The sequence below is a fragment of the Ruegeria sp. CDSC045 genome (genome assembly GCF_059610725.1).
In genome coordinates this window covers 13,582-35,693 of the sequence record NZ_JBXWOE010000005.1, presented here as the reverse complement: position 1 = coordinate 35,693, position 22,112 = coordinate 13,582, and the positions used below count along the sequence as shown (strand labels likewise).

Below are 22,112 nucleotides of genomic sequence, written 5' to 3'. Positions count from 1 at the left end.
GACCATTCGAAACTGTCTTGCTTTGCAGTATCGCGTGCCTCTCGAGATCGGGCAACACAAGAGATTATTTGATAGTTTACAGCTTCATAGGGCATTGCAAAGATGATCGTGGGATTGCTCCGGGATAACTGATCATCATGAAAACGCCACGGACAATGCCGCGCCGGAAGGGCTTTCACTTTCCCTGCGAGATCATCGCCTAAGCCGTATGGGCTTATCACCGTTTCGCCCACAGCACGGCCACTGTCGAGTATTTGCTTGCTGAGCGCAGTGTAATCGTCAGCCCGGCAAAGGGTTAACCGCTTTGGCCGTCATTTCGCCGACTGCATCAAGCGGGACCGGCCAAAGGCGACCGACAAATGGCATTTGCACTAAGTTGTTTACCGATCAACGGTTGGAAATGCCGACTCTGGCGGGCAGTGGATGCGAATGGGAATACCCTTGATATTCTTGTCCAACCACAGCGAAACGCCAAGGCGGCCAGGCGTTATTAGAGCGATTGATCTCGCAGTTCGGCAAACCCCGTGTCGTGATCACGGATAAGTTGCGAAGCTATTTCAAGCCAATCTACGATCTTGCGCCGCACGCGGATCACCATCGACATGATCTCACCATCTGCGTTCCGTCTCAGGAACCTTTTTGCTGCGCGGTGATCGCTCACGGCTTTATCGCTATCTGACACATAGCCCTAGCGGCGCTTTTTGCGCTCCCCTGCCCTGCTGCAGATGTCGACGAAATGAAGGCTGAATTTCGTTCCTGGCCGCGTGCTGACAAGATGAAATACATGGCGCCGGATGGGCTTAGATCACACGCTCAAGATGCCCACGACCTATGGAAACTGAACCGCGCAAGACCACAAAAACGGTTTTTTCCGTGACGAGTTTTGCGCTGCCAGCTAGTCAATTTCATGTGTCTCATCAGCGGGTTTCCGCTCTGTTACCGTCCCCATAACAGACCCGTATTCAAATGTGCGGATGGCTACGGGAATTCCCGAATAGTTAGTTCAATTTTAGGTTGCTACTCCGCCCCGACGGCAACGCAGGACAGAAAGACGATCTATGAAAATTGCAGATATTGGCAATTCTGAATTGGATCTCTGGGAATCTGGGGAAGCTCTTATTCAGGAAATTTGCCAAAAGTTTGGATTTGAAAACGCCTCCTACGCCCACATCGACAAGCATCATAATGTCGTTCATGGATGCACTACATTTCCAGAGGAATGGGTCAAGTATTACGTCGACAACAATCTCGTTCTGGCCGATCCCCTCATTCGTTTCGGCGCCCAAATGATCGCACCAATCGACTGGGCAGTGTTCGACGACCAAGCCGACTATGCAGCGCTTTTTCAAGCGGCCAGAAGGTTTGGAGTGGGACAAAACGGTCTTTCCATTCCGGTGATCAACCCTTTTGGCGAGCGCGGCGTGTTTACCGTCACGTCCAATATGGCTCGCCCTGAGTGGAGCGCCTTGATCGCGAAAAAGCTCCCTGCCCTACGCCAGGAAGCGCAGGTCCTGCATCTGCTTGCCCTCGATGTCCTAGAAACCGTATTCAACTTTCCATCGGATTCCCTGTCTGCGGATGAACTGGATGTGTTGAAGATGTTCGCGTCGGGTTTGAAACCGACTGTCATTGCCAGGAAAACGCGGCACGCTTCGAGAACGATCAATGTTCTGATTGCCTCCATCACTACCAAGCTCAAGAGTCGGACGATCGAACAGGCGGTTGCCCGAGCTGTCAGTACCGGTATCCTCAAATGGAGCGATTTCTTTGCCGACCCCGTGGCAGAAATAGTCAATCCAGAACGTCAGCGGCTGTGCGGTGGGATCGTCCGTTGGGGCGGCAGGTCCCATGAGTTGATCGCCTTTGACGACGGCAGACTCGCTCGAAACACTGATAGTTTTCGGTCCGCCCAAATCACAGACCTCGCGAGAGAGTTCAACTTGAGTTCAAAAAAGATGGTCGAAGAACTTGGGTGTAACCGTGATCAAAGGTTGTGGGTCAGGTATCTTTGAATTCGCATTGAAAAAGCGCAGAGGCGCAAATTACACATAATTTCTCTTACCCGGGTTCGGCTTGCGCAGTCTTGAGCCGAGAGATTGTGGATCTGCTCACACCCAGCATACGACCGATCTCTGCCGCAGTCTTGCCCATCGATAGCAGGGAAATCGCCTCTTCGCGTTCCGTTGCGCTCAGTTTTTGCGGTCGTCCTTTACTCAGGCCGAAGGATTTGGGCCGATCTTCCACTGCACGGCTTTCCAGGTCAGCCAACCCAAGCTCATAGTCGATGACTCCGCCTAGTACTTCCAAGACCATACTCGCGCGCCCGTCTGCGGTATTGATCCAGGGTTCAGACATTGACCGAAATGCCGCTCCTTTTTCGTGAAGCCGTTCTAACAGATTGAATAGCTCTGCGATCGAGTCAGCAATCGCAGACAGACGAGACACGACGATTACGTCACCAGCCGAAACATCCGCCAGAAATTCCTCCAGCGTTTCGCCTCGGTTGGTCCCGTCCTGCGCGGTATCGCTCCATATGCGGTCGCATCCCTGACGCTTGAGCTCGCTGAGTTGAACCTCACTTCGGTACCATTTCGATGATACCCGCGCATATCCGATTTTTACCATTTTAAATCAGTCTCGTAGGATTGGATCACAGTAGTTCTTGACTTTTGCACGCATTTATGACCGTTTTATTGCACGCAGTTCTGCACGACAATAGCGCTGAATCTGTGCAATGACAATCGCCGCAGCGAATGACCGGGACGAAATGCAGCATTCTCTTACAGAAGCTACAAAGGATTCCAGCCTCTACAACGAGGACCTGGCCCCCGTTCCTATCGAGAAGCGCGATTGGGGTTGGTTTGAGCTCTTCAATGTCTGGGCCAACGATGTTCAATCGCTGTTTGGGTATACATTGGCGGCGTCGCTGTTCCTGACTTACGGGCTGAATGGCTGGGCGGTGTTTGCGGGTATCGTGTTGGCGGGATTCATTGTCATGGGGCTCGTCAACCTGATCGGCAAACCCAGTGTCAAATATGGAATTCCATTTGCTGTAATGGCACGAGCCAGCATGGGCGTTCGCGGGGCGAATTTCCCTGCCCTCATCCGGGCTGTCGTGGCTATCTTCTGGTACGGTGTACAAACATATTTTGCATCGACTGCACTTGCCTTGGCCATGGTCGCACTGATCGGGGAAAATGGCCCTGCAATCTTTCTGGGCCTCAGCGTCATCGAGTGGGGTGCCTTTCTGGCTGTCTGGGCCTTTCAGATTGCACTTTTCTGGAACGGTATTGATCCGATTGTCGGTTTTCTCAATTTTGCTGGCCCATTTGTGTATGCGGTGATGGTGGCGCTGGCCATCATGATCTGGGTCCAAGTCGGCAACGATCTCTGGCTGGAGGTCGGCACTATTTTCCGCGGAACCGGCGACTACAAGGGCAACTCACTTGGCGCATTCACTGCAGTCGTGGGCACAATGACCGCCTATTTTTCGGCCGTGGTGATCAATTTCGGCGATTTTTCCAGGTTCGTACGGTCAGAAGATGAAATGCGAAAGGGTAACCTGATCGGTCTACCGATCAATATCGCCTTCTTTTCCCTGATTGCTTTGATTGTAACGGCAGGTACTGTCGCAATCTGGGGCGAGGCGTTAACCAACCCGACCGCTATAATTGCAAGGGTCGATTCCTTGCCACTAACACTCCTGGCGGCGGCGACATTTCTGGCCGCCACGGTCGGCATCAACCTCGTCGCCAACTTCATACCACCCGCATACGATCTGGCGAATCTTATGCCCAGTCGGATCAATTTCCGCGTCGCCGGGATAATTACCTCGGCCTACGCGCTGGTGATTGGCGGGCTTTGGGTATCGACGATCAGCCAGATCGGTATCTTGGGGTTTGTGAACACATTAGGCGCCATTCTGGCACCTGTTTATGGGATCATCATCGCAGATTTTTATCTGGTGAAATCCGGTGAGCTGGACGTTGATCAGCTTTTTTCGGCGGCCCGCGACGGCCCCTATTTCTACAGTAACGGATGGAATATGGCCGCGATCGTGTCGTTCATCCTTCCGGCTACATTTTCGGTACTCACAGTCTGGGTTCCCATGCTGAATACGCTGTCAGGCTTTGCATGGGTGATTGGCGCAGGATTTGGAGGTGTTTTCTACTGGGCAATTGCAAAGCGCTGATAGGCTGAGACATCCACCAGTTTGATGCCTACGGGCAGAGCAACCGATTGCAAATACATGCAATCGGACTGGATTGATTTGTCTCAGACAACAAGCCGACACGGGAACGAACGTCGCAACCATGCGACGGAAACGGTTCAGGCCACAAACCTTGAATCGATGGGCGGCTATTGCCGCAAATCTTGGGGGCTTTCCCCCCGAAAGCAAAATGGGAGGACCATTATGGTAACCGCAGAAACAACTGCAAAAAATGCAAGTACTACAGATCCGGAAGGTGACACGCTAAATCCGGTCACGCCCAATGAAAAAACCTGGGGCGCGTTTGCGATTTTCAACATCTGGGCCAACGATGTTCAATCACTGTTTGGCTATTCGCTAGTTGCGTCACTCTTTATATCCTACGGCGTTGGGGGTTGGACAGCTTTCCTGGCACTCATCTTCGCGGGGCTGTTCGTTATGTGGATGGTGAACCTATCCGGCGCGCCCGGAGAAAAATACGGTATCCCCTATCCGGTTCTGGCGCGCGCCAGTATGGGCACAACCGGATCCAAGCTACCGGCAGTATTGCGGGCCACAGTCGCTGTCTTCTGGTATGGCGTTCAGGTCTATTTCGCTTCGACCGCCCTTTCATTGTTGATCCGTTCGATAACAGGCATCAGCGGTGGTGCAGAGATGTTAGGGTTGACGGGCATCGACTGGCTTGCCTTTCTCCTCGTTTGGGTGTTCCATATCGTCATTTTCTGGCGCGGCATGGGTTGGGTCGAGACATTCCTGAACTTTGCCGGACCATTCGTCTATGCGGTGATGATAGGCTTGGTCATCGTGCTATGGCAGCGCGCGGACGGGCAGCTTCTGAGCGCAACCGCGACCATCTTCGCCAACCCAGAAGGAACCTTTGGATCTGAAGTTAAAGGCTTCATCGCCATATTCGGAACTATGGTTGCCTATTTCTCAGCCGTGATGATCAACTTCTCGGACTTTTCGCGCTATTCCCGCGACAAGGCATCCATGAAGGCCGGTAATCTTGCCGGTTTGCCGCTGAACATGATCCTTTTTTCGGCATTGGCGCTTTTGACGACTGGCGGTGCCGCCGTGGTCTTTGGTGAAGAAATCATCAACCCGACCGAGATCGTCGAGAAGACCGACAGCGTTCTGCTGGCCATCATCGCAGCGATTACCTTCTTCGCTGCAACCGTTGGCATCAATCTGGTCGCGAACTTCATTCCGGCGGTGAATGGCATAGCCAACCTGGCCCCTGGTAAGATCAGCTTCCGTCAGGCAGGTCTGGCCACTTCAGTCTTTGCCTTGGTAATTGGCGGTCTTTGGACGGCCATTATCTCGAATATCGGCATTGCCGGGTTCGTGAACACGCTCGGTGCGACTCTGGCTCCGATCTTTGGGATCATGATCGCAGATTACTACAAGATTCGGAAGGAAGAGCTGAATGTGGACGACCTCTACAACATGGAAGGCGGTGCCTACCATTATGGTAACGGTTGGAATGACTCGGCACTAATTGCCTTTGGTTTTGCTTCAGTATTCTCGGTCGCTACTGTTTGGGTGCCAGCACTGGAAATTCTGTCAGGATATGCCTGGATCATCGGTGCGATACTTGGCGGTGTTATCTATAACGCTATGGCCAAGAAGAACACTTAATCTTTCAGAAGATAGATGGCAGGCGGCGCGCCGCCTGCCATCAGGTATTGAGGTTGTTGACAGTGGCTCTGACCAAAAGCTGCCTGCAATGGAGTGCTAAAGAGATCGCAATATGGAGCATTTGGAGCTTTTTGCATGGATCAGGGATCTATAACGGTGCGGAATGCCACAGCGAAAATCTGGCGCCTGGTCCAACCCCCAATACCTGGGCATCAAAAAAGCTGTCAGTAGAACCCATCAAATTGTAACACCCCGCCATCAATCGTTGCCCACCGTAATAGTCCCACTTGCCTTCCCTACCAATCCACTTATGAAGTTCAATCAGTTGACCTAGGGGAAAGATTGCAATGCGCATGCGCGATACGTTCATCAAACCGATGCACCCGGAAGGTATTCGGTTTGTCGCGATCTTTGCCGCCGTTACGGTCGGTCTGTTTCTCCTGTCTAACATTCTGGGCTGGATAGGTGTCGGCCTCACGATCTGGTGCTACTATTTCTTTCGCGACCCGGAACGCGTGCCACCCACAGGAGAAGGGTTGATCGTCAGCCCAGCGGACGGGGTGGTTTCGCTGATCGAAGCGGCGGTGCCGCCGAACGAGCTTGGAATGCCTGACACGCCTCTCACCCGTGTCAGTGTGTTCATGAGTGTCTTCAACTGTCATGTGAACCGCACGCCAATTGAAGGTGAGATTACCGCTGTTGCATATCGCCCCGGCAAGTTTTTCAACGCATCCCTGGACAAGGCCAGTGCTGATAATGAGCGCAACAGCCTGCGCATTCGTATGAAAAACGGTCAGAATCTGGCTGTTGTCCAGATTGCCGGCCTAGTGGCCAGACGGATCGTCTGCTTTGTGAAGCCAGGCGCAGCTATGCAAACTGGAGAACGATTTGGATTGATCCGCTTCGGGTCGCGGCTGGATGTTTATCTTCCTGACGGCGTGGTCCTACAAGTGCGTGTAGGGCAAACGATGATTGCGGGCGAGACCGTCCTTGCCAGTTTGCCCACGCCTGAAGAAAAGTAGGTAACTGGATCAGTGGGAAAACCATCCAAACAGGAAGAGACCGAGTTTGCGCTGATCCACTTGTTGCCCAATGCGTTGACTATAACGGCCATATGCGCGGGCCTGTCAGCAATCAGATTTGGCGTTCAGGGCAATTACGTGCTCGCTGTCCAGTTGATAATTGCCGCCTGTGTGCTGGATGGGCTGGATGGCCGTATTGCGCGCCTTCTCAGCAGTGACAGCAAACTGGGGGCCGAACTAGACTCACTTGCAGATTTCTTGAACTTCGGGGTCGCCCCACCGCTCGTTCTTTATTTCTGGGCCTTGCAGGATATACGCAGTGCGGCTTGGATTGCGGTTCTGTTTTTTGCGGTGTGCTGCGTCATGCGACTTGCCCGGTTCAATGTGGGCGGCAAATCCGAAACCTGCGATCAAGATGGGGCCTATTTCGAGGGAGTACCCGCCCCTGCAGGGGCGCTGCTTGTCATGTTGCCAATGTATCTGTCCTTCGCCTTCGCCGATGCCCCTTTGCTACCCAGTATATTGATTTGCCTTTATATGGTGATCATAGGTCTTCTGCTTATCAGCCAAATACCGACTTGGTCATTCAAGACGACGCGAATCTCGCGCGAGAACGCAAAGTTTTTTCTCATCGGTGTCGCTGTTGCGGGGGCCGCATTGCTGACTTTCGCCTGGGCTACGTTGATTGTGCTTTGTTTCGGATATGTGGGCACGGTCGCCTGGGCGTGGCTCGACAGGGGAATACCTTCTAACCGTTAAGGACTCGATATGGACATCAAAGCCGTTCAAACTTCCTATGCTCGCTGGGCCCCCATCTACGACAAGACGTTTGGGGCAGTTACCAATGTCGGGCGGCAGCAGGCGGTTGATTTTATCAATAGACGTCCAGGCAAAGTTCTGGAGGTTGGCGTCGGCACCGGACTTTCGCTGGAACATTACGGGCCCGAAACGCAAGTGACCGGAATCGATTTCAGTGAGGACATGCTGCAAAAGGCGCGCGACAAAGCAAAAGATCTATCGCTGGACCATGTTGTCGAGCTGAGGCAAATGGATGCCCGCACGCTTGATTTTCCCGACAACTATTTCGATACGGTCGCGGCAATGCACGTGCTATCCGTCGTACCGGAACCGGAAAGGGTAATGGCGGAAATAGCGCGGGTCTGTAAACCGGGTGGAAAAGTAGTGATTACCAACCATTTCCAACGAAAGCGGGGGTTGCTCGCATCCTTGGAACGCGCGATTGCTCCGGTCGCAAATACGATTGGCTGGCATTCTGATTTCGATATTGAAACAGTGCTGCAAGAGGATGCGCTTGCCGTAGAGGAGCAAAGAACCCTTCCACCTCTGGGGATGATGACATTTTTGGTACTGAAAAAATCAGTTGTCACGTAACGGTTCGGTGAAAGAACTTGGTACGGCTGCAAACAGGAAACTGAGAAACACCAGCTTTCCTCGATATTTAAAAAAAATTTAGCTTACGATGCTTCTTCGTGTAGCCACAACGCTTTGCTACCAAACCGTTTTGCGGTGTCTTCAGCTTTTTACGGTGTGTTTTCATTGCTGTTGCTCAATTTCTTCGCGAATTTCGATGCAGGGGTTGCTACTGTCCTCGGATCTCCATGGCCGTCGTAGGCACAACCCGCCAGAAACCGGCTCACATCGGCATCAACATCGGTGAGCAGATCTGGCCGCAGTTTCTCGCCCACATGTTCCGTGACCACCTCCGCTGCGGGGATATCGCCGGTTTCCGGATCAAGCCCGATATGCAGCTTGCGCCAGGCTTTGCGGGCTTTCCTGATGCCGTGCTTTTCTTCATGCCAACCGTCGCCGCTACGCATTTTCAGACCCGTGATGTCCACTATGAAGGTGATCGGCTTACTTGCGTCGAGGTGACGCCCAGTTCTGCACAACACCTTCAGAAATCCAGACCCTCACGCCACCTCGACGCCGGAGACTTTCGTTGTAACCCGAGCAATGGGGTCGTTCTCAATTACCTATACACAGCGGTTTTCAGAGAAACCGCCGCAAGTTTCTATGACCTTGCGTGTCCCGGGAGCGAGAGACTCATTCGAAACCCGCGAGGAATCGGGTTGAGCCAATTAGAGCGGTATATCTGCACGCTTGCTCTGACCCGGTCGCTCAGATCACACGCGGCTCGGCGCCCGGGAATAGCAACTGCAAATTTGACTTTGCGTCAGGCAGATATTTTTAAACATGACTAATAAATACCACATTTACTGATCAGGTTTGCAGGCGAAGGTTGTGACGCTTAATGGTAAACGGTTATGGACGGATCAAGACTAGGTGATGTTTCACTGGGGCACATCACAGGAACATTGAAGTGGTTTTCGGCTAAAAAAGGCTATGGCTTTTTAACCTGCTCTGTGACCGGCAAGGATGCTTTGCTGCATCAAAGTGCGCTGCACGATTTCGGCCAGACCTCAATCGCCACTGGATGCACGGTAGAGGCACTGACACGCGAAGCGACAAAGGGGTTCCAAATTGTCGAAATCCTGCGCATCCAGTCAGAAGCCGCCCCCGCAGCGGCAAAGCAGAATGGCAATGCCTCCCGGCAGATAGCCTCGACCTCGGTTCTGCCGGCCAGGGTCAAGTGGTTTAGTCAGGAAAAGAACTATGGGTTCGTCAATGTTTTCAATGACGGCAGGGACTGTTTTTTGCACGCAAACACACTAGCAGAAGCCGGTCTTGGATTGGTGAGCGTCGGAGAGGCATTGGGCGTTGAGGTGAGCGATGAACCCGGCGGCAGAGTTGTGGTTTCGGTTCAGGCCTGGACATGAAATAGTCCCGAGAATAGTCGGCAGCCAAAGTGCATCGCAAACACGGATTTAGCGCCCGAAAATTGCCCAGACCCATCTTCATCGCCAAAGCTGCTGGGCCTTACGGCGCGCCGAACTTCACCACCGAAAACACCACATTGTCCTGATCAGGATGGTTCAACTTTGTCAAAGCCCCCATCAGGTTTTGCGCGATAGCAGCGCTGCGCTTTTCGCAATCTTGCGTGACAACATCCAAAATTTCATCATTGCGTAGAAATTGAAGGCCATCGGAGGCGACGATCAGAATATCGTCGGCACAAAGTATCAGCGGATCAGCGGGGCAATCCAATTTGGCAATATCCCCGCCATAAACGACAGATATAAGCGTGTTCCGGTCGGGATGACAGCGCGCGGCTTCGGGGTCCAGCATTCCCAGTTTCGCCATCATATCTATCTGAGGCGCCATCGAGTGATCCTCATTCAGCTGCATCAGCTTTTGGTCACGCCAGAGATAGAGCGGCGAGTCCCCAATCGAAAGCCAAAACACACGATCTTGGATGCAGACCAGCGCAACCAAAGTCGCCCCCATGCCTTTGGTTTTGTGCTCTTTGATGCTGGCAAGGTGAACTTGGCTATTTGCCTCTTGGGTCGCGCGCTGAAGGAAATCTGTGACCTCAGCATTCGATGACTCACAGCTCAGGCCGGCGGATCTCCAGCAGTTCATCACCGCATGGACGATGAGGTTCGATGCAACATCACCTGCTGCGTGCCCCCCCATACCGTCGGACAGAACAATAATTCCGAAATCGGATCCGGCCGGGATTTCGGTCAGAATGGCATCTTCCTGATAGTCACGTGCGCCCTGGTTGATCGCTATCGCAACGTCAAACAATTCGACAGCACGTTCCCGTGCCAGATGTTTTAAGGCATTTCCAATCTGCATAAGAAATCTCTCCGAAAGTGAAAGAAGAAAACCCTTCCAAATAAATTCTGTACTTTCCTGCAGTGCTGGGGCTTCTCAATGATCTGGACCAAAACATGAAAGGCGACAATCAAAGCTCCAATGCGACCGCTACTGGCGGATCAGGCACCACCCGATACCACAGGTCATGAAGGCATCAGGGATTGAGCGGCAGATCCACAGCCTGCAATTCTCCATCTCGAGCAATTGTCAGCTGCGCAAGTTCCACACCATTTTTGGTCAGTTCCTCAAATACGCGCGCTATGTCGTTTTCACCTTCAACCGCGATTTGCGAAGTGGCTTCGGACACAACAATGTCGCCGACGCGGACAGGCACGACGGATGATGGTGCGCGCAGAACCTTGGTGATCCACTTCCCATTTCCCTGACTGACGGTAATGAACTGAGTGCCATTGGCCAGTTCGACCACATGTCCGATCTGGACGTTTAAGGTCTGTTCGGTAACCGGACTGTCGGCGTCGGTTCTAATCCGCAAGTCCACAGATATTTGACCGCTATCCGATGCGGTCTGACTGGACTGGATCGCACGAATAATTGAGGCGTCATCCACTACCAGATTGCCATTTACCACATAAATGATTGTTCCGGATTTCAGCCATTCCGTTGCCGCTTGATCAAGATCAGAGCGCACAAGGGTGACCATGGAAAAGCTGCCCTGTGGCTGCGCTGTTGTGACAGTCGTGAAAGGCAAATCAACGGCGGGGCCGGTCCAACTGATCCAATTTACGCCGGGCGAAGCCGGGGCCGGAGTTTCAACTTCCGCCACGGGCTCGACAGCGGCAGGCGTGGCCTCGACCGCCGTCGCAACCACAGTTTCTTTGGCCTGTTCGGCGACTACTGGCGCATTGGTTTCAGCGACCATCGTTTCACCCTGCCCGGATTCTCCACCCTGACTGAAATAATATCCGGCGCCTCCGACCAGTCCGATGGCGATAAGCGCGACCAGGGCAATGGGACCTGACCGACCACGCGATGGCTTCTTGTTGACTGAAACCGTATCGTTGAATTCGACAGCAGATTCCAAAACGGGCTTTGCTTCGATCGGCATCTTTTCTTCCATCGCGTCCTGCCATTCCTGCACGGACTTGAATCTGTCTTCGGGTGGGATGCTGAGAGCGCGGTCTATCGCCCTGAGGAAAGCGGGGCGATAACCTTCTACGGCGCCTTCTAGTGGATCGTAACAATCCGTACCCTTCTGGGCCAAGGCAGCAAGACGGGTTTGGCTATCCTGCGGAGCGGACCCTTTGATGACATGGTAAAACGTAGCTGCCAAAGCATAAAGGTCGCTGGATTGATCCTGCTCACCGCCCTGTAGATAGAACTCCTGCGGTGAATACCCTTCTTTGACGACACGCAACATCGACATGGCCCGGTCGGATTTAGCTGCACTTTCGCGCGCGGCACCAAAGTCGATCACCACGGGCTCGCCATCCTTGTCGATTAAGATATTATCCGGCGAGATATCCCGGTGAAGCATGCCCTTACTGTGTATGAATCCAATCGCCTTGAGCGTGGTACGCAGCAGGTTTTTCACTTCTTCCGGAGGTAAGATGCCGCGCTCATCGATCGTATCCAGAAGGTCTTTGCCTTCGATGAAATCGATCGCCATATAGGCGGTTTCGTTGTCCCGGAACACCTGGTGCACACCCGCGATGTTCGGATGCACAAGCTTCGACTGATTGCGCGCTTCTGTTTCGAATGACCTGACAAGTGCCTCATAGGAAGATGTATGAGACTGTGAACGGGGACGAACGGCCGTTTGGCTCCGTCTGCAGATTGCCTCGGGAAAGCACTCTTTGATCACGACCGTGCGCTCAAGGCTGTCTTTGGCCAAGTAGGTGATGCCAAAACCGCCGCTGTTGAGAAATCGAATAATCGTGTATTGGCCGGCCAATAGCCGGGTGCCCGGAGCGAGTTCGTCCGGGAAATGTTCGTTTGAGTGGACTGGTTGTACCATTGGAAATATTTACCCTACCTTGGTCAGCTGGTTCCGGTGCCGGCCTATTGTTGCTCACAAAATCTGTACAAAAGTGGTGTCAGGAACCTGGGGATGATGCTTTACTCTCCCCATGCGGTTACTCCGGCATCGGGCCGTTCTAGTTCGCTCCAAACTTCGACACGGCGGTTTTTAGCACGGCCAATCGAGTTGGTGTTGCACGCGACCGGGGCCATTTCCCCGTAACCACGCACCTCGACCAAAGTGCCATTTGGTTCGATGGTTTTGTTCAGCTCTTGGAGCACCTTTTTGGCGCGCGCCAACGAAAGCTGACGGTTTTTGCCAAAGCTGCCGCCGGCATCGGCAAAACCGGCCAAAACGATCTTATAGGGTTCGACATCCCGGATATATTCAGCAATTCGGGCGATATCCCGCTTCGCCTTGTTGTCCAGGCTGGACGAGCTGGGCGCAAAACGGAACGTCGTTGAAAGGCGCCTGGTCGCTAATTTTTCCGCAACATAGGACCGTATCTCAGCCGAATTTGCCGAAACCGCCATGGCTTCGATGCTCGCCTTCAGCTGTTCGAACTTTGCGTCCTCTTCCTGTTCGACAACAGACAAGCTTGTGACCCCGGACTTTGAAACCAGCCCGTCAATTTCAGGACTATCCAAAAAGGACACCAAAGCTGTGGTAAAGCTTCCGGAATCGCGACCGTTATAGGCGGTCACCCGATTTTGTAGCCCATATTCTTCGGTTTTCATCGAAAACTGGTTTGGCAGATGGACAATGCCACATTCGCTGAGCAGAGGCACCGCCCTCGCATCGCGGATCGTAGAATACCGCATGACACCAAAGCCATACAGGTCGGATTCGATTGCACGGGAAAGTGCGCGATCAGAATTTACGATTTCGGCACCGGGGGACAACTCACGCCCAAATGGAGACAGAATCAAACCCTCAATTCGGTGAAACGCCCCAGAGGATTTGGGCAGCGAGTAGACGTTGATATTTTGATCCGGGCCGCCGAGCTGTTTCCAGTTGGTAATTTCACCGGATAATATCTGCGAAATCTGCTCAACCGTCAGAGCCTTCGTGCCATTTCCAGGATTGACCGAAGCCGTATAGCCATCAACCGCCAGCACATGCTCTTGCTGCAAAGCTGTAAGATCGCCAAGACCACTCTTCCTGGCCTTTCGGTACATTTCAGCTGAAACCGGCTCCTCGCTGATAATCAAATCGCTCTGACCGGCAATGAGAGACTCGAACAAGTCCTGCCCGGTTGCTTCTTTGACAAGGATATTGTGAACCGGTTCAGCCGCGTCATCGGTGATCAGGATATCAAAGGCCTTTCGTCCTTCGATCGTCGAAACCTTGCCGGCATCTGTGTCAAATCCGTGCTGCTCTCCCAGTGGTACACCCTGCAGATCAAAGGTGTCCGAGAACAGTTCCCGCTCGGAGGCAAACCCATCTACGACAAGAGGAAGGAGGATATCCGCCAAACCTCCTGCGCCAGAAACCACCATGTCGGTATCCGAAGGCAGGCTTTTCGGGCAGCCTGAACCCTGACAAAGAAATTCAGACGCGTTCAGAGAAAGCACACCAACATTGGAACGGACAATGAATTTCCCTGGCTGGATATCTACCAGCTCACCTGTCACCGACCTGGACCCGTTTTTCGCGGTCAGCGTGACATCCTGCGCGTGCCCCAAAGAAGCAATGACCACAAAGCCTGCTGCAGCTGCGTATTTGGACAAACTCATCATACTCGTCTAAAACCCCGGATAAATTTTAACGCGTGACGCGGAAGCCGCAGCACAATGGCCGCGGCTTCCAATCATGTGATTATTCTTTGATCCACACTTCAACACGGCGGTTGATTGCGCGGCCACGCGGGCTGTCATTGCAGGCCACGGGTTCCAGCTCGCCGTATCCGGATGCCTTCAGCGTTATGCCTTCAAGCTCGCCACCCGTTGCCACTTCGATCAGATGATCCAATGCGGCTTCGGCGCGCTCCTGCGAAATCAGCAGGTTCGAGTCAAAGGGGCCTTTGTTATCTGTAAACCCAACGATAACGACCTCGGTTGGTTTGCTCTCACCCAGGTATTTGATCATCCGTGCCAAATCCCGCTCGGCCTTGTTGTCAAAACGCTTAGAGCCGGGCGCAAAACGGAACGTTGTCGAAAGACGATCATGGGTATTCATGTTTTTCAGAAGGCTCTCGACCAGTTCGGCCTCGTATTCATTTTCACCTTCTTCAAGCTCGGCCGCCAGCCGTTCAGAAGCTCGCTCCTGACTGTCCGCTGTGATCGACAGGTCGATATATCCAGCCTTTGCAACCAGTCCATCCAGCCCGTCAGTGTCCAGAAAATCAACCAATTCACGCGCATAGCCGTCGATATCCGCGCGGTTGTAGACCACAACCCGTTCCTGCAGATAGTATTCTTCGGTCTTGAGGTTAAAGGTGCTCGGGTCCTGAATGATCCCGCAGGTTGTGCGCAGCGGAACAGCGCGCGCCGAGCGCTTGGCCGCATAGTTCACGATACCAAAGCCAGCGACATCTTCCATGATCGCGGTCGTCAATTCGGTTCTGTCATGGACGATACTGGATTCAGTTGTCAGAGATTTGTCCGACTTTTTGAACAGAAGCTTTTCAATGTGGTGATAAGCCTCGGTGTCAGGGTCGAAGGAATACACGTGAATGGGCGCATCGGACCCGCCAACCTCGGACCAGTTTGTAATGTCGCCGGACATGATATCGCGCGCCTGCTTAACGCTCAGATCAGGGATCTGGTTCAAAGGGTTCACGATCATCGCAAATCCGTCCACGGCAATGACGCGTTCCTGATCGAAATCGCGCAGATTTCCACCACCGCCTTCGGATACGATTGAACGATCCGCTTTACCGGCCGGTGTTTCCGAGAAGATGATCGACGCGTCTTTCTTGGCCATCCGCTCGAACAAGCGCGCACCATTCGCCGTATGAATGCCGAACGTGGCAACGTCGTCGCCTTCCAGATCGTTCAGCACCAAGGCAAAGTCATGTTCTTCGCCAAACTTGTGGTCGCCCACATCGACAGTCTCGGTATCAACCGGTTCACCGTTTTCGTCATACAGCTGGGCTTCGGCTTCCAACGCGACCGCGGCATAGCCCTCGGCAATAATCGGAACCAGAACTTCGGCGATTTCGTCCGGTGCGGAAATCTCAAGATCATAGACGTATGTCTGTTCGGTCGGACAGGCTTCGCCCTCACAGGTCACAAGATCCTGGTTGATCACAAACTCGCCAATATCGGTTTCGACCAGATATTTCCCGTCTTTCGACGACAAAAGATTGCCAATAACATCGATATTGCTGTCTTTTCCGACCAGACGCACCTCTTGCGCGAGTGAGCCTGTGGTGATACAACCTGTGATTACAGAGGCGGCGAACAGCCGCTGGAATGTCGAATTTAACATCTTAACTCCTCGAGTTAGCACTCATTTGGTGTTTTTTTGATGCATGTTTTTGTGCATCAAAAGACGCGAATGTGGCTGCACTGCGGTTTGTGGATATGCGTTGCAGAGGTGAATGAGCCAAATCGCGCGATTTACAGTTTCTCGGTGATTGCAATGCCTTGGATTGCAAATATCCCCGAACTCAGGCCCAGGCGTTGCCCAAGCCGCTGATGGTGATCAGGAATCGAGCTTGATTGCCTCTTCGTACAGAAGCGCGGCCCTTTCGGCTTCGATTTCAAGAACGTCCATCTCGGCGCAGAAATGGGTTACATCTGCGACATTCGGAACATCAACACCGTCCAGCTGTTCGACGACGGGCTGCAACTTGACCCAATGCGTCTGCACTTCGGTCAATGCTTCACGCGCAGCTTTGCTTGGCGGTTTGGCGATTGTTATCGAACTGCTACCACCTTCGATCAGCACATCCACGATCTTACCAAACTTCTTGGCGTTCTTTTTGAACTTCTCGTGGTGCTCAACAGTGTCTTTGCCTGTGGCAGCCAGAGCGATCTCTTTGCAGATTTTCTGCGTCAGCATTCGTTGGCGACCCGCAAAGTCCAGCGCAATCGCAAGCGCCAGATCAATGTCCACGTCCCCGTAAGCTTCTTCCAGCTTGCGAACAACATGGTGACAGGCCTTTTCCAGAACCTCGTCATTGTCGACAATCATATGAAGATGTTCGTCATCAACCGACCCGGCCGCGATGATTTCTTCAACTGCTGTACGATAGGGCGCCCAAAGCGTCTCTACCTCTTTCAGAGCATTGTTGACGGATACAAACCTTTCGCGATCCACACCCGAAGACCCTTTGCCTTCGCGGAACCCCAAAAGGATGTTGTCGAACTCATCATGAGCATGTTGCAGCTCTGCAAGATCTTTTTCCACCTCAGCACCGAGGCTCAAAAGCACAACGGCTTTGGCGACCTTCTCTGTGAGGAAACTCAGCTTATCCGCGGCCAGTATACGGTGTGCTACCTGACCTGCGGCCATTGCCAGTGCATTTCCCCCCACTGGCAATAATGTCGCAACTGTCGCGACTGATGCGCAGTTAACGAAGACTCGTCGATTCATTCTCATTGCAGTTAACCTTACCCCTGTTCACATTTAACCCACCACATTCGAACGTGACCTCTTCTTTCAGGTGGCAATGTGGAACGCCCAAGATCAAATTGTGTTGATTTCGGGACTTACGCAACGTCACCCAAACCGAGCCAGAACTGGTGATTCATAAGGTAGATGGGCCATTTTGTTCGACGCATACGACAGGTCAAAAACAATCCTAACCAACCGGGATCACACAAATCCATTGTGGAATTGCACCACCGTTTTTGGGTTTGCCCAAGCTAGCAACTGAACATTTTGGTTAATCGAACTGTGACAATTATAAGTTTCGACTTCGCACCCCGTACTGCGCCTTCAGTTGCTGAACCGATCCGCGATACACGTCCAAATCAACCTCTGGGGCAATTCCGGACACTCGCTCGTTCGTAGAATGCTGCCAAAACTCCCATTGCGGCGCATTGGGTGCGGGTCTGGCTGCGTATTCTGCCAGCCAGACCGGGTAGTTCCCGAAACCCGAGGTCAGCTCGGTCTCCCAGGTGTTCAGATTGGCATATACCATCGGAACCGTTCCGAAAGCTCTCTGAACGCTGGTAAGCCATTCCAGCGCGAGGCTTCGATAGGCGGCCCCCTGTGCCGTCGGGACGCCTTCAAGATCGAGTGTAAATGGCAGGTGCAGAAGGCCGGATTTTCCAACCGGGCCTTTCGAAAGAACAGCCTGCACTGCATCGACAAAATTCGTGACCTGTGGCTTGGCCGGGTGGCTGATGTGAAGCAGGTGGTAGGCCCCGCACAGGATACCCACCTCATTCGCGCCCAGTACATTTGGCTGAAAATACGCATCCTTGATGCTGACGCTTTCGGTCGCCTTTATCAGCGCAAAAGAAACACCCGAGGCTGCGACTTGCGGCCAGTTGATATCCCGCTGATGATCACTGACATCTATCCCTTTTGCCTGCGCCTTATCTGGCGCCGCTTTGGGAATCTGACCCGATGGTTTGCGAAACGACCTTACAATTTTGCCCAGCCTACATGCCATCAGATCGGCCTTTTCTATCTGTCATAACACCGCATCCAACCGACATTTGATCAGCCAATAGACCGAGATGTTGATTGCGCGGGTCTCGGTCTCGCTGGTCAGGGCCGACCCTTTAACGACGTTGCCCGAATTGGATTGGGGTGTGGGGGCGATAACCGGTTCCGGGCCTAACACTCCGTTTGAAACCGTGCTATCGCTTTGTTCCAGCACATGTTGGTGTTGCTGGAGCGCAGACAGTTGCAGCGACCCTACCCCGGTATATTTCTGGTTCTTTTTGTCGGTTCGGTACCTCTGGTCCTGATCCTTATCGACTTTCCCGCCGGGGTCGACCCCGCGCAGAAAATAGCCCTGGTAATCAGGCAGTCGAAACTCTCCGTCCTTGCCTTTACCAAACAGATATCCGATGGCGGCAAACAATTCCGGATAAGCGGAAATCAACAGAGGTGAGCCGTCGCAAACCTTCCAGCCATAATGTTGCAGATCAGTGGTCCCGCCCGCCAGCTTTTTGGATTGTCCCAGAAGCTCCCCGGAAAAAGCGATCACCGCGCCAACCGGCATCCCCAATACCCGGCCCGGAGACGGACCCCAGCCTTGTTGCGGCTCAAGCGGTCCGCCAGGAGCATTTGGTCGGGGCGGGGTCGGAAAGCCTGGCGGTCTCATTCTGAATCCGCCTGACCTGGCAGATCACTATCCGCACTCAGCATGCACATATGCGTGGGCACCTGAACCGTCCAGGATTGCGCATTGCCTTCATCGTCTTGTGTATGCTCCGATTTAATCCGGGCCACAATTTCGGCGTCTTCGGGCAGGCAAGGGGCAAGATGGTCAGCGTCCGGCCAGATCCGACCGGTGCGCAGGAAATACAGGAAACTGCGCGCGTGCTTTCTGTCGACCGGCGCCAGAATGCGCACACGGTCAGCGCGCAGAAAATCCCGGAACCGCAGGTCGGGTACGGTCTCGCGCAGGGCAAGATCCGCGGGGTCGCCTGTCAGATCGCTGACTTCGTCCTCGATATCCATAAATGTGGCGATGTCGGACCACCCGACCGTTTGTTGCAGATAGTGCCGGATACGCGGCTTGGCATAATCCGGGGCCACGGCATCCTTCTCGGACCCGCTGAGGGTCAAGATTTGCTCCTGAGCCGCGGACAGGATTTCCGTCGTCACCGCCTTGTTCAGGAACGCAGGGTTCTGAGCCTCAATCGCAGCCACCTGTTGTTCCAGTTTGCGACGGTATCCCTCTAGCTGCCGCGCATACGCTTCCTTGATCAGCCTATAGGTTTCGAATTGCCAATCGGAATAAGTCTGCGCCGACCGTTGGCACGTCACTTCAAGAGTTGCCGCAAAGAAACCGGTCAATTCGGATTGCAAATTCATTGGTGCAGGATCCGGAACCGGCATATCCGGCGGAGAGTTGGGCTCGGACGATTGTGTGGCCGCGGTTTGCTTGAGGCTGCACAGAATGGTGAACCCAAGCGGATGGCCTTCATCCGCCGGAGAGGTTCCGGTTCCGAACCCTTTATCCAGCTGCGCGCTCAGCACCTGCGCGCCCGAGGCTTGGCTGACAGGCAGGCGCAGTGGCTGCGGTGACTTGTCCGCATGACCGTTTGAACCGGGCGGGGCGGATTTGCCCCCCGCTTGCTGAGGTTGCAGGGCGACCGACCCCACGATGACATAGGTTTCTGCGGGGGTTCCGACACTCATCACCGTTGCTGTTGCGTTGATGGGCTCAAAGCCTCTGGGTATCAGAACGGCGCCTTCGGCCACTGGCGTATGGCTTTGCACCGTTTGACTGACCACAAGCTTGAATGGCGGGGCCATACGGGTCTCTTCCACGCCGAATTCCTGAAACGCATCAAGGTAAAAGACCTTGCCATCGTCTGTCTTGCCAGCCTCGTCGGTCAAATCCTGAAACCCGCTTATCCCAAACTCTCCTGGAGATTTCGGTGGGCGCAGATCAAGCTGCCAGGACCGGCGAATATGCCGGACAAGATTCTCACCCGGGCTGGGAACCATGATCTCAAAAATCAAAACCTCGCCCAGACTTTTCGTGCGCAAGCGAAAGCTTCTGTTCACCCAACGATAGATGCCGCGGATATCCGTGCCGTTCCGCCGATTGTCAAAGCGCGTCACATCCGAGTATTCGGTTTCTTCAACTTCGGATAGCTCGCGCGTATGGCGCATTTCGCGTGACAGGTTTCGCACCGTTTTCTCGACGATGTCGCGAGCAAATTTCAGGTCGTTTTTCGCGAAGCCTCCGGCTGGCTGCTCTTGCACCCACCAATTCCCGGTAACACTCATCTTATTGCCATCTGTCGGCATTCCGTACTGGGTGTCGTAAGAGTTGACATGCGTGGTCGAGACATGGTCGGCCAACGTCTTTTGCACCTGATTGATCAGGTCCGAAACCGAGGTATCCTCGTCCCGCCGGGCAATTTTGGTGGTCACATCGGAATGTGCCTCATGGCTTTCGCGGCGCTGCAACCTCCGGTTTCGCGTCTCGCGCATTTCACCGCGCAGGACATTTTCGATACGCTGCACGTCGCCCAATTCATACCCAAGCGGCTGATACCGGATCGAACGGGCAAGCCCGTATGAATAGGCGCGCACCCAGCCGGGCTTTGTCAGTTTCAAAGGGATCTGATGATCTGTATCCTTTGCTGGAACCGGCGCAGGTTTTTTCGGCTCGAATATGGAGCCAGGCAAAACCAGCGTCGCATGCATCCAAGCTTTGATCTGTTGCCCGGTGACTGGATCGGTCATCAAACTGGCCTGCCCTCCTTCGGTTGCAGCCAGCGCGCGGGTCAGAACGTGATGGGTAGTCAACACCTGAATCAGAACTGCAAGTTCGTCTTTTTGCCAGCCAGCCAGAAGGTTCAGCGCAATAATGCTTTCCCAGATGCGGGCCAGTTCCTTTTGCGCATCCGGTGCATTTGCCAGAACCTTGAATGCGGCCCATCCGCCCAGACGGGCCTTGATCAGATCTGTGATCTGGGCCAGCGAAAATTCCGGCAGCTCTCGCAGAGCCGGCCACAGTTCAGGGTAAGAACTGAATGGCGGGCCAAGCGTCTCAATCGAGGAGATGTACCCTTTGGGTTTGTTCGGTTCAGCCGCAGGCTGAGCCTTGCCGGATTGCCCCGCATCCGATGCCGGATGGGGCGAACTATCCCCACCTGGTGTTTTGTCGGTGTTCGAGCTTGGATCCACGTAAGTAACCGCCAAAGCCTCCTGCCCTGACCTGTCCCGGGATTTTGAAACAAGGCTTTGCAGGAACACGCTGTTCGCCAGGATCTTTTGCGGAACCTCCATGAAACCCGCATCCAGCGCGCCCGGCGCTATCGACGGCCAGTGTTTCATATAGATGAAGGGGAACAGCTCATCCCAGTGCAGGTTGGCCCCTTGGATGATCGGGCTCAGCCCTTCGGAATCTGGATCATCGCTGCAGGGATCACTGCCATCTCCTGCGTGATTGTGGCTTGGCTGATCTGGGTCATGCCCGTCATGTCCGCCTGAACCGTTTTGCCCGGTGCCAGAGTTCCCACCATCATCGGCCCCACCCCCTGCCCCGGAATCGGGCGATGGAATATGGCTTGGCTTGCCAAATTCAGACATGAAACCCTGAAAGCGCCAGACACGACCGGTCTCGGGTTCTTGCAGAGCCAATGCCCCAAGGACCTGCTGAGACAACGGTGTACTCAACCCGCTTTGCCAGGTCAGGGTACCGGTCAACCGCTCACCGGTTTCGAACAGCACATTCAGCGGCGTTCTCTCCTTGTACCTCAGAACAGGGCCGCGCACGGCCTTGCCCGGTGTCTTGGTGAAAAAGAACTGGACGGTCACGAATTCCGGGGGATCGGCACCATGGGGATGGGTTTCGAAATTGGCCACCAACTGGTTACGCAGATCCTCGAACGGCGCATCCATCCAAATGAGTTTGGGGTCCTGGCTGGTCATG

The 22,112-nt window shown here is 53.8% G+C and carries 17 protein-coding genes and 1 pseudogene; 8 read left to right on the top strand and 10 right to left on the bottom strand.

Annotation, left to right across the window (positions count from 1 at the left end):
* Positions 1-137 precede the first annotated feature (137 nt).
* Positions 138-604: pseudogene (locus AC2FH6_RS10740) on the top strand (IS6 family transposase); the annotation flags it as partial.
* 454 nt (positions 605-1,058) lie between these two features.
* Positions 1,059-2,012 (top strand): helix-turn-helix transcriptional regulator, encoded by a 954-nt coding sequence (locus tag AC2FH6_RS10735; protein WP_496702498.1) that lies wholly within the window; start codon positions 1,059-1,061, stop codon positions 2,010-2,012.
* Positions 2,013-2,058: 46 nt separating this feature from the next.
* On the opposite strand, the gene AC2FH6_RS10730 is transcribed toward AC2FH6_RS10735, so the two are convergent.
* Positions 2,059-2,625 (bottom strand): recombinase family protein, encoded by a 567-nt coding sequence (locus AC2FH6_RS10730; RefSeq protein ID WP_496691418.1) that lies wholly within the window; start codon positions 2,623-2,625, stop codon positions 2,059-2,061.
* 109 nt (positions 2,626-2,734) lie between these two features.
* On the opposite strand from AC2FH6_RS10730, the gene AC2FH6_RS10725 reads away from it, so the two are divergent.
* From AC2FH6_RS10725 to AC2FH6_RS10705, 5 genes are all read left to right on the top strand, one after another.
* Complete coding sequence (locus AC2FH6_RS10725; RefSeq protein WP_496702379.1) at positions 2,735-4,192, top strand: NCS1 family nucleobase:cation symporter-1; 1,458 nt, start codon at positions 2,735-2,737, stop codon at positions 4,190-4,192.
* Between the two features lie 222 nt (positions 4,193-4,414).
* Positions 4,415-5,848, top strand: a complete 1,434-nt coding sequence (locus AC2FH6_RS10720) for an NCS1 family nucleobase:cation symporter-1 (RefSeq protein WP_496702496.1) — start codon at positions 4,415-4,417, stop codon at positions 5,846-5,848.
* A gap of 347 nt (positions 5,849-6,195) precedes the next feature.
* Positions 6,196-6,870, top strand: coding sequence for a phosphatidylserine decarboxylase (locus tag AC2FH6_RS10715; RefSeq protein WP_496702494.1), 675 nt, complete (start codon positions 6,196-6,198; stop codon positions 6,868-6,870).
* A gap of 12 nt (positions 6,871-6,882) precedes the next feature.
* The gene (gene pssA / locus AC2FH6_RS10710) at positions 6,883-7,629 is read left to right on the top strand and encodes a CDP-diacylglycerol--serine O-phosphatidyltransferase (RefSeq protein WP_496702493.1); all 747 of its coding nucleotides are present in this window, start codon (positions 6,883-6,885) and stop codon (positions 7,627-7,629) included.
* A gap of 9 nt (positions 7,630-7,638) precedes the next feature.
* Entirely contained in the window at positions 7,639-8,262 is a 624-nt protein-coding gene (locus tag AC2FH6_RS10705; protein WP_496702492.1) for a class I SAM-dependent methyltransferase, read from the top strand.
* Between the two features lie 149 nt (positions 8,263-8,411).
* Here AC2FH6_RS10705 and AC2FH6_RS10700 read toward each other — a convergent pair whose 3' ends face one another.
* On the bottom strand, positions 8,412-8,708 hold the full coding sequence (locus AC2FH6_RS10700) for a hypothetical protein (protein ID WP_496702388.1): 297 nt from the start codon (positions 8,706-8,708) through the stop codon (positions 8,412-8,414).
* A 447-nt stretch (positions 8,709-9,155) separates the two neighbouring features.
* On the opposite strand from AC2FH6_RS10700, the gene AC2FH6_RS10695 reads away from it, so the two are divergent.
* The gene (locus AC2FH6_RS10695) at positions 9,156-9,668 is read left to right on the top strand and encodes a cold shock domain-containing protein (protein ID WP_496702490.1); all 513 of its coding nucleotides are present in this window, start codon (positions 9,156-9,158) and stop codon (positions 9,666-9,668) included.
* Between the two features lie 100 nt (positions 9,669-9,768).
* Here AC2FH6_RS10695 and AC2FH6_RS10690 read toward each other — a convergent pair whose 3' ends face one another.
* The 8 genes from AC2FH6_RS10690 to AC2FH6_RS10655 form a co-directional block, all read right to left on the bottom strand.
* Positions 9,769-10,590 carry a PP2C family protein-serine/threonine phosphatase gene (locus tag AC2FH6_RS10690; RefSeq protein ID WP_496702488.1) on the bottom strand — a complete coding sequence of 274 codons (822 nt, stop codon included), beginning with the start codon at positions 10,588-10,590 and terminating at the stop codon, positions 9,769-9,771.
* A 175-nt stretch (positions 10,591-10,765) separates the two neighbouring features.
* The gene (locus tag AC2FH6_RS10685; RefSeq protein ID WP_496702486.1) at positions 10,766-12,586 is read right to left on the bottom strand and encodes a serine/threonine protein kinase; all 1,821 of its coding nucleotides are present in this window, start codon (positions 12,584-12,586) and stop codon (positions 10,766-10,768) included.
* Positions 12,587-12,687: 101 nt separating this feature from the next.
* Positions 12,688-14,325 (bottom strand): OmpA family protein, encoded by a 1,638-nt coding sequence (locus tag AC2FH6_RS10680; protein ID WP_496702484.1) that lies wholly within the window; start codon positions 14,323-14,325, stop codon positions 12,688-12,690.
* A gap of 82 nt (positions 14,326-14,407) precedes the next feature.
* Positions 14,408-16,021 carry a phosphate ABC transporter substrate-binding/OmpA family protein gene (locus AC2FH6_RS10675; protein ID WP_496697221.1) on the bottom strand — a complete coding sequence of 538 codons (1,614 nt, stop codon included), beginning with the start codon at positions 16,019-16,021 and terminating at the stop codon, positions 14,408-14,410.
* A gap of 216 nt (positions 16,022-16,237) precedes the next feature.
* Positions 16,238-17,137, bottom strand: coding sequence for a type IV pili methyl-accepting chemotaxis transducer N-terminal domain-containing protein (locus AC2FH6_RS10670; RefSeq protein ID WP_496697220.1), 900 nt, complete (start codon positions 17,135-17,137; stop codon positions 16,238-16,240).
* Between the two features lie 304 nt (positions 17,138-17,441).
* Complete coding sequence (locus AC2FH6_RS10665; RefSeq protein WP_496702481.1) at positions 17,442-18,158, bottom strand: glycoside hydrolase family 25 protein; 717 nt, start codon at positions 18,156-18,158, stop codon at positions 17,442-17,444.
* Between the two features lie 21 nt (positions 18,159-18,179).
* A complete protein-coding gene (locus tag AC2FH6_RS10660) occupies positions 18,180-18,818 on the bottom strand; it encodes a tail fiber protein (RefSeq protein ID WP_496702479.1) in 639 nt (212 codons plus the stop codon).
* Complete coding sequence (locus AC2FH6_RS10655) at positions 18,815-22,111, bottom strand: hypothetical protein (protein WP_496702478.1); 3,297 nt, start codon at positions 22,109-22,111, stop codon at positions 18,815-18,817. Before AC2FH6_RS10655 ends, AC2FH6_RS10660 begins: the two co-directional genes overlap by 4 nt.
* Position 22,112 lies beyond the last annotated feature (1 nt).

Coding starts and splice junctions, on each gene's coding strand:
- AC2FH6_RS10735 (WP_496702498.1), top strand. CDS start 1,059: ATGAAAATTGCAGATATTGGCAATTCTGAATTGGATCTCTGGGAATCT.
- AC2FH6_RS10730 (WP_496691418.1), bottom strand. CDS start 2,625: ATGGTAAAAATCGGATATGCGCGGGTATCATCGAAATGGTACCGAAGT.
- AC2FH6_RS10725 (WP_496702379.1), top strand. CDS start 2,735: ATGACAATCGCCGCAGCGAATGACCGGGACGAAATGCAGCATTCTCTT.
- AC2FH6_RS10720 (WP_496702496.1), top strand. CDS start 4,415: ATGGTAACCGCAGAAACAACTGCAAAAAATGCAAGTACTACAGATCCG.
- AC2FH6_RS10715 (WP_496702494.1), top strand. CDS start 6,196: ATGCGCATGCGCGATACGTTCATCAAACCGATGCACCCGGAAGGTATT.
- AC2FH6_RS10705 (WP_496702492.1), top strand. CDS start 7,639: ATGGACATCAAAGCCGTTCAAACTTCCTATGCTCGCTGGGCCCCCATC.
- AC2FH6_RS10700 (WP_496702388.1), bottom strand. CDS start 8,708: ATGCGTAGCGGCGACGGTTGGCATGAAGAAAAGCACGGCATCAGGAAA.
- AC2FH6_RS10695 (WP_496702490.1), top strand. CDS start 9,156: ATGGACGGATCAAGACTAGGTGATGTTTCACTGGGGCACATCACAGGA.
- AC2FH6_RS10690 (WP_496702488.1), bottom strand. CDS start 10,590: ATGCAGATTGGAAATGCCTTAAAACATCTGGCACGGGAACGTGCTGTC.
- AC2FH6_RS10685 (WP_496702486.1), bottom strand. CDS start 12,586: ATGGTACAACCAGTCCACTCAAACGAACATTTCCCGGACGAACTCGCT.
- AC2FH6_RS10680 (WP_496702484.1), bottom strand. CDS start 14,325: ATGAGTTTGTCCAAATACGCAGCTGCAGCAGGCTTTGTGGTCATTGCT.
- AC2FH6_RS10675 (WP_496697221.1), bottom strand. CDS start 16,021: ATGTTAAATTCGACATTCCAGCGGCTGTTCGCCGCCTCTGTAATCACA.
- AC2FH6_RS10670 (WP_496697220.1), bottom strand. CDS start 17,137: ATGAGAATGAATCGACGAGTCTTCGTTAACTGCGCATCAGTCGCGACA.
- AC2FH6_RS10665 (WP_496702481.1), bottom strand. CDS start 18,158: ATGGCATGTAGGCTGGGCAAAATTGTAAGGTCGTTTCGCAAACCATCG.
- AC2FH6_RS10660 (WP_496702479.1), bottom strand. CDS start 18,818: ATGAGACCGCCAGGCTTTCCGACCCCGCCCCGACCAAATGCTCCTGGC.
- AC2FH6_RS10655 (WP_496702478.1), bottom strand. CDS start 22,111: ATGACCAGCCAGGACCCCAAACTCATTTGGATGGATGCGCCGTTCGAG.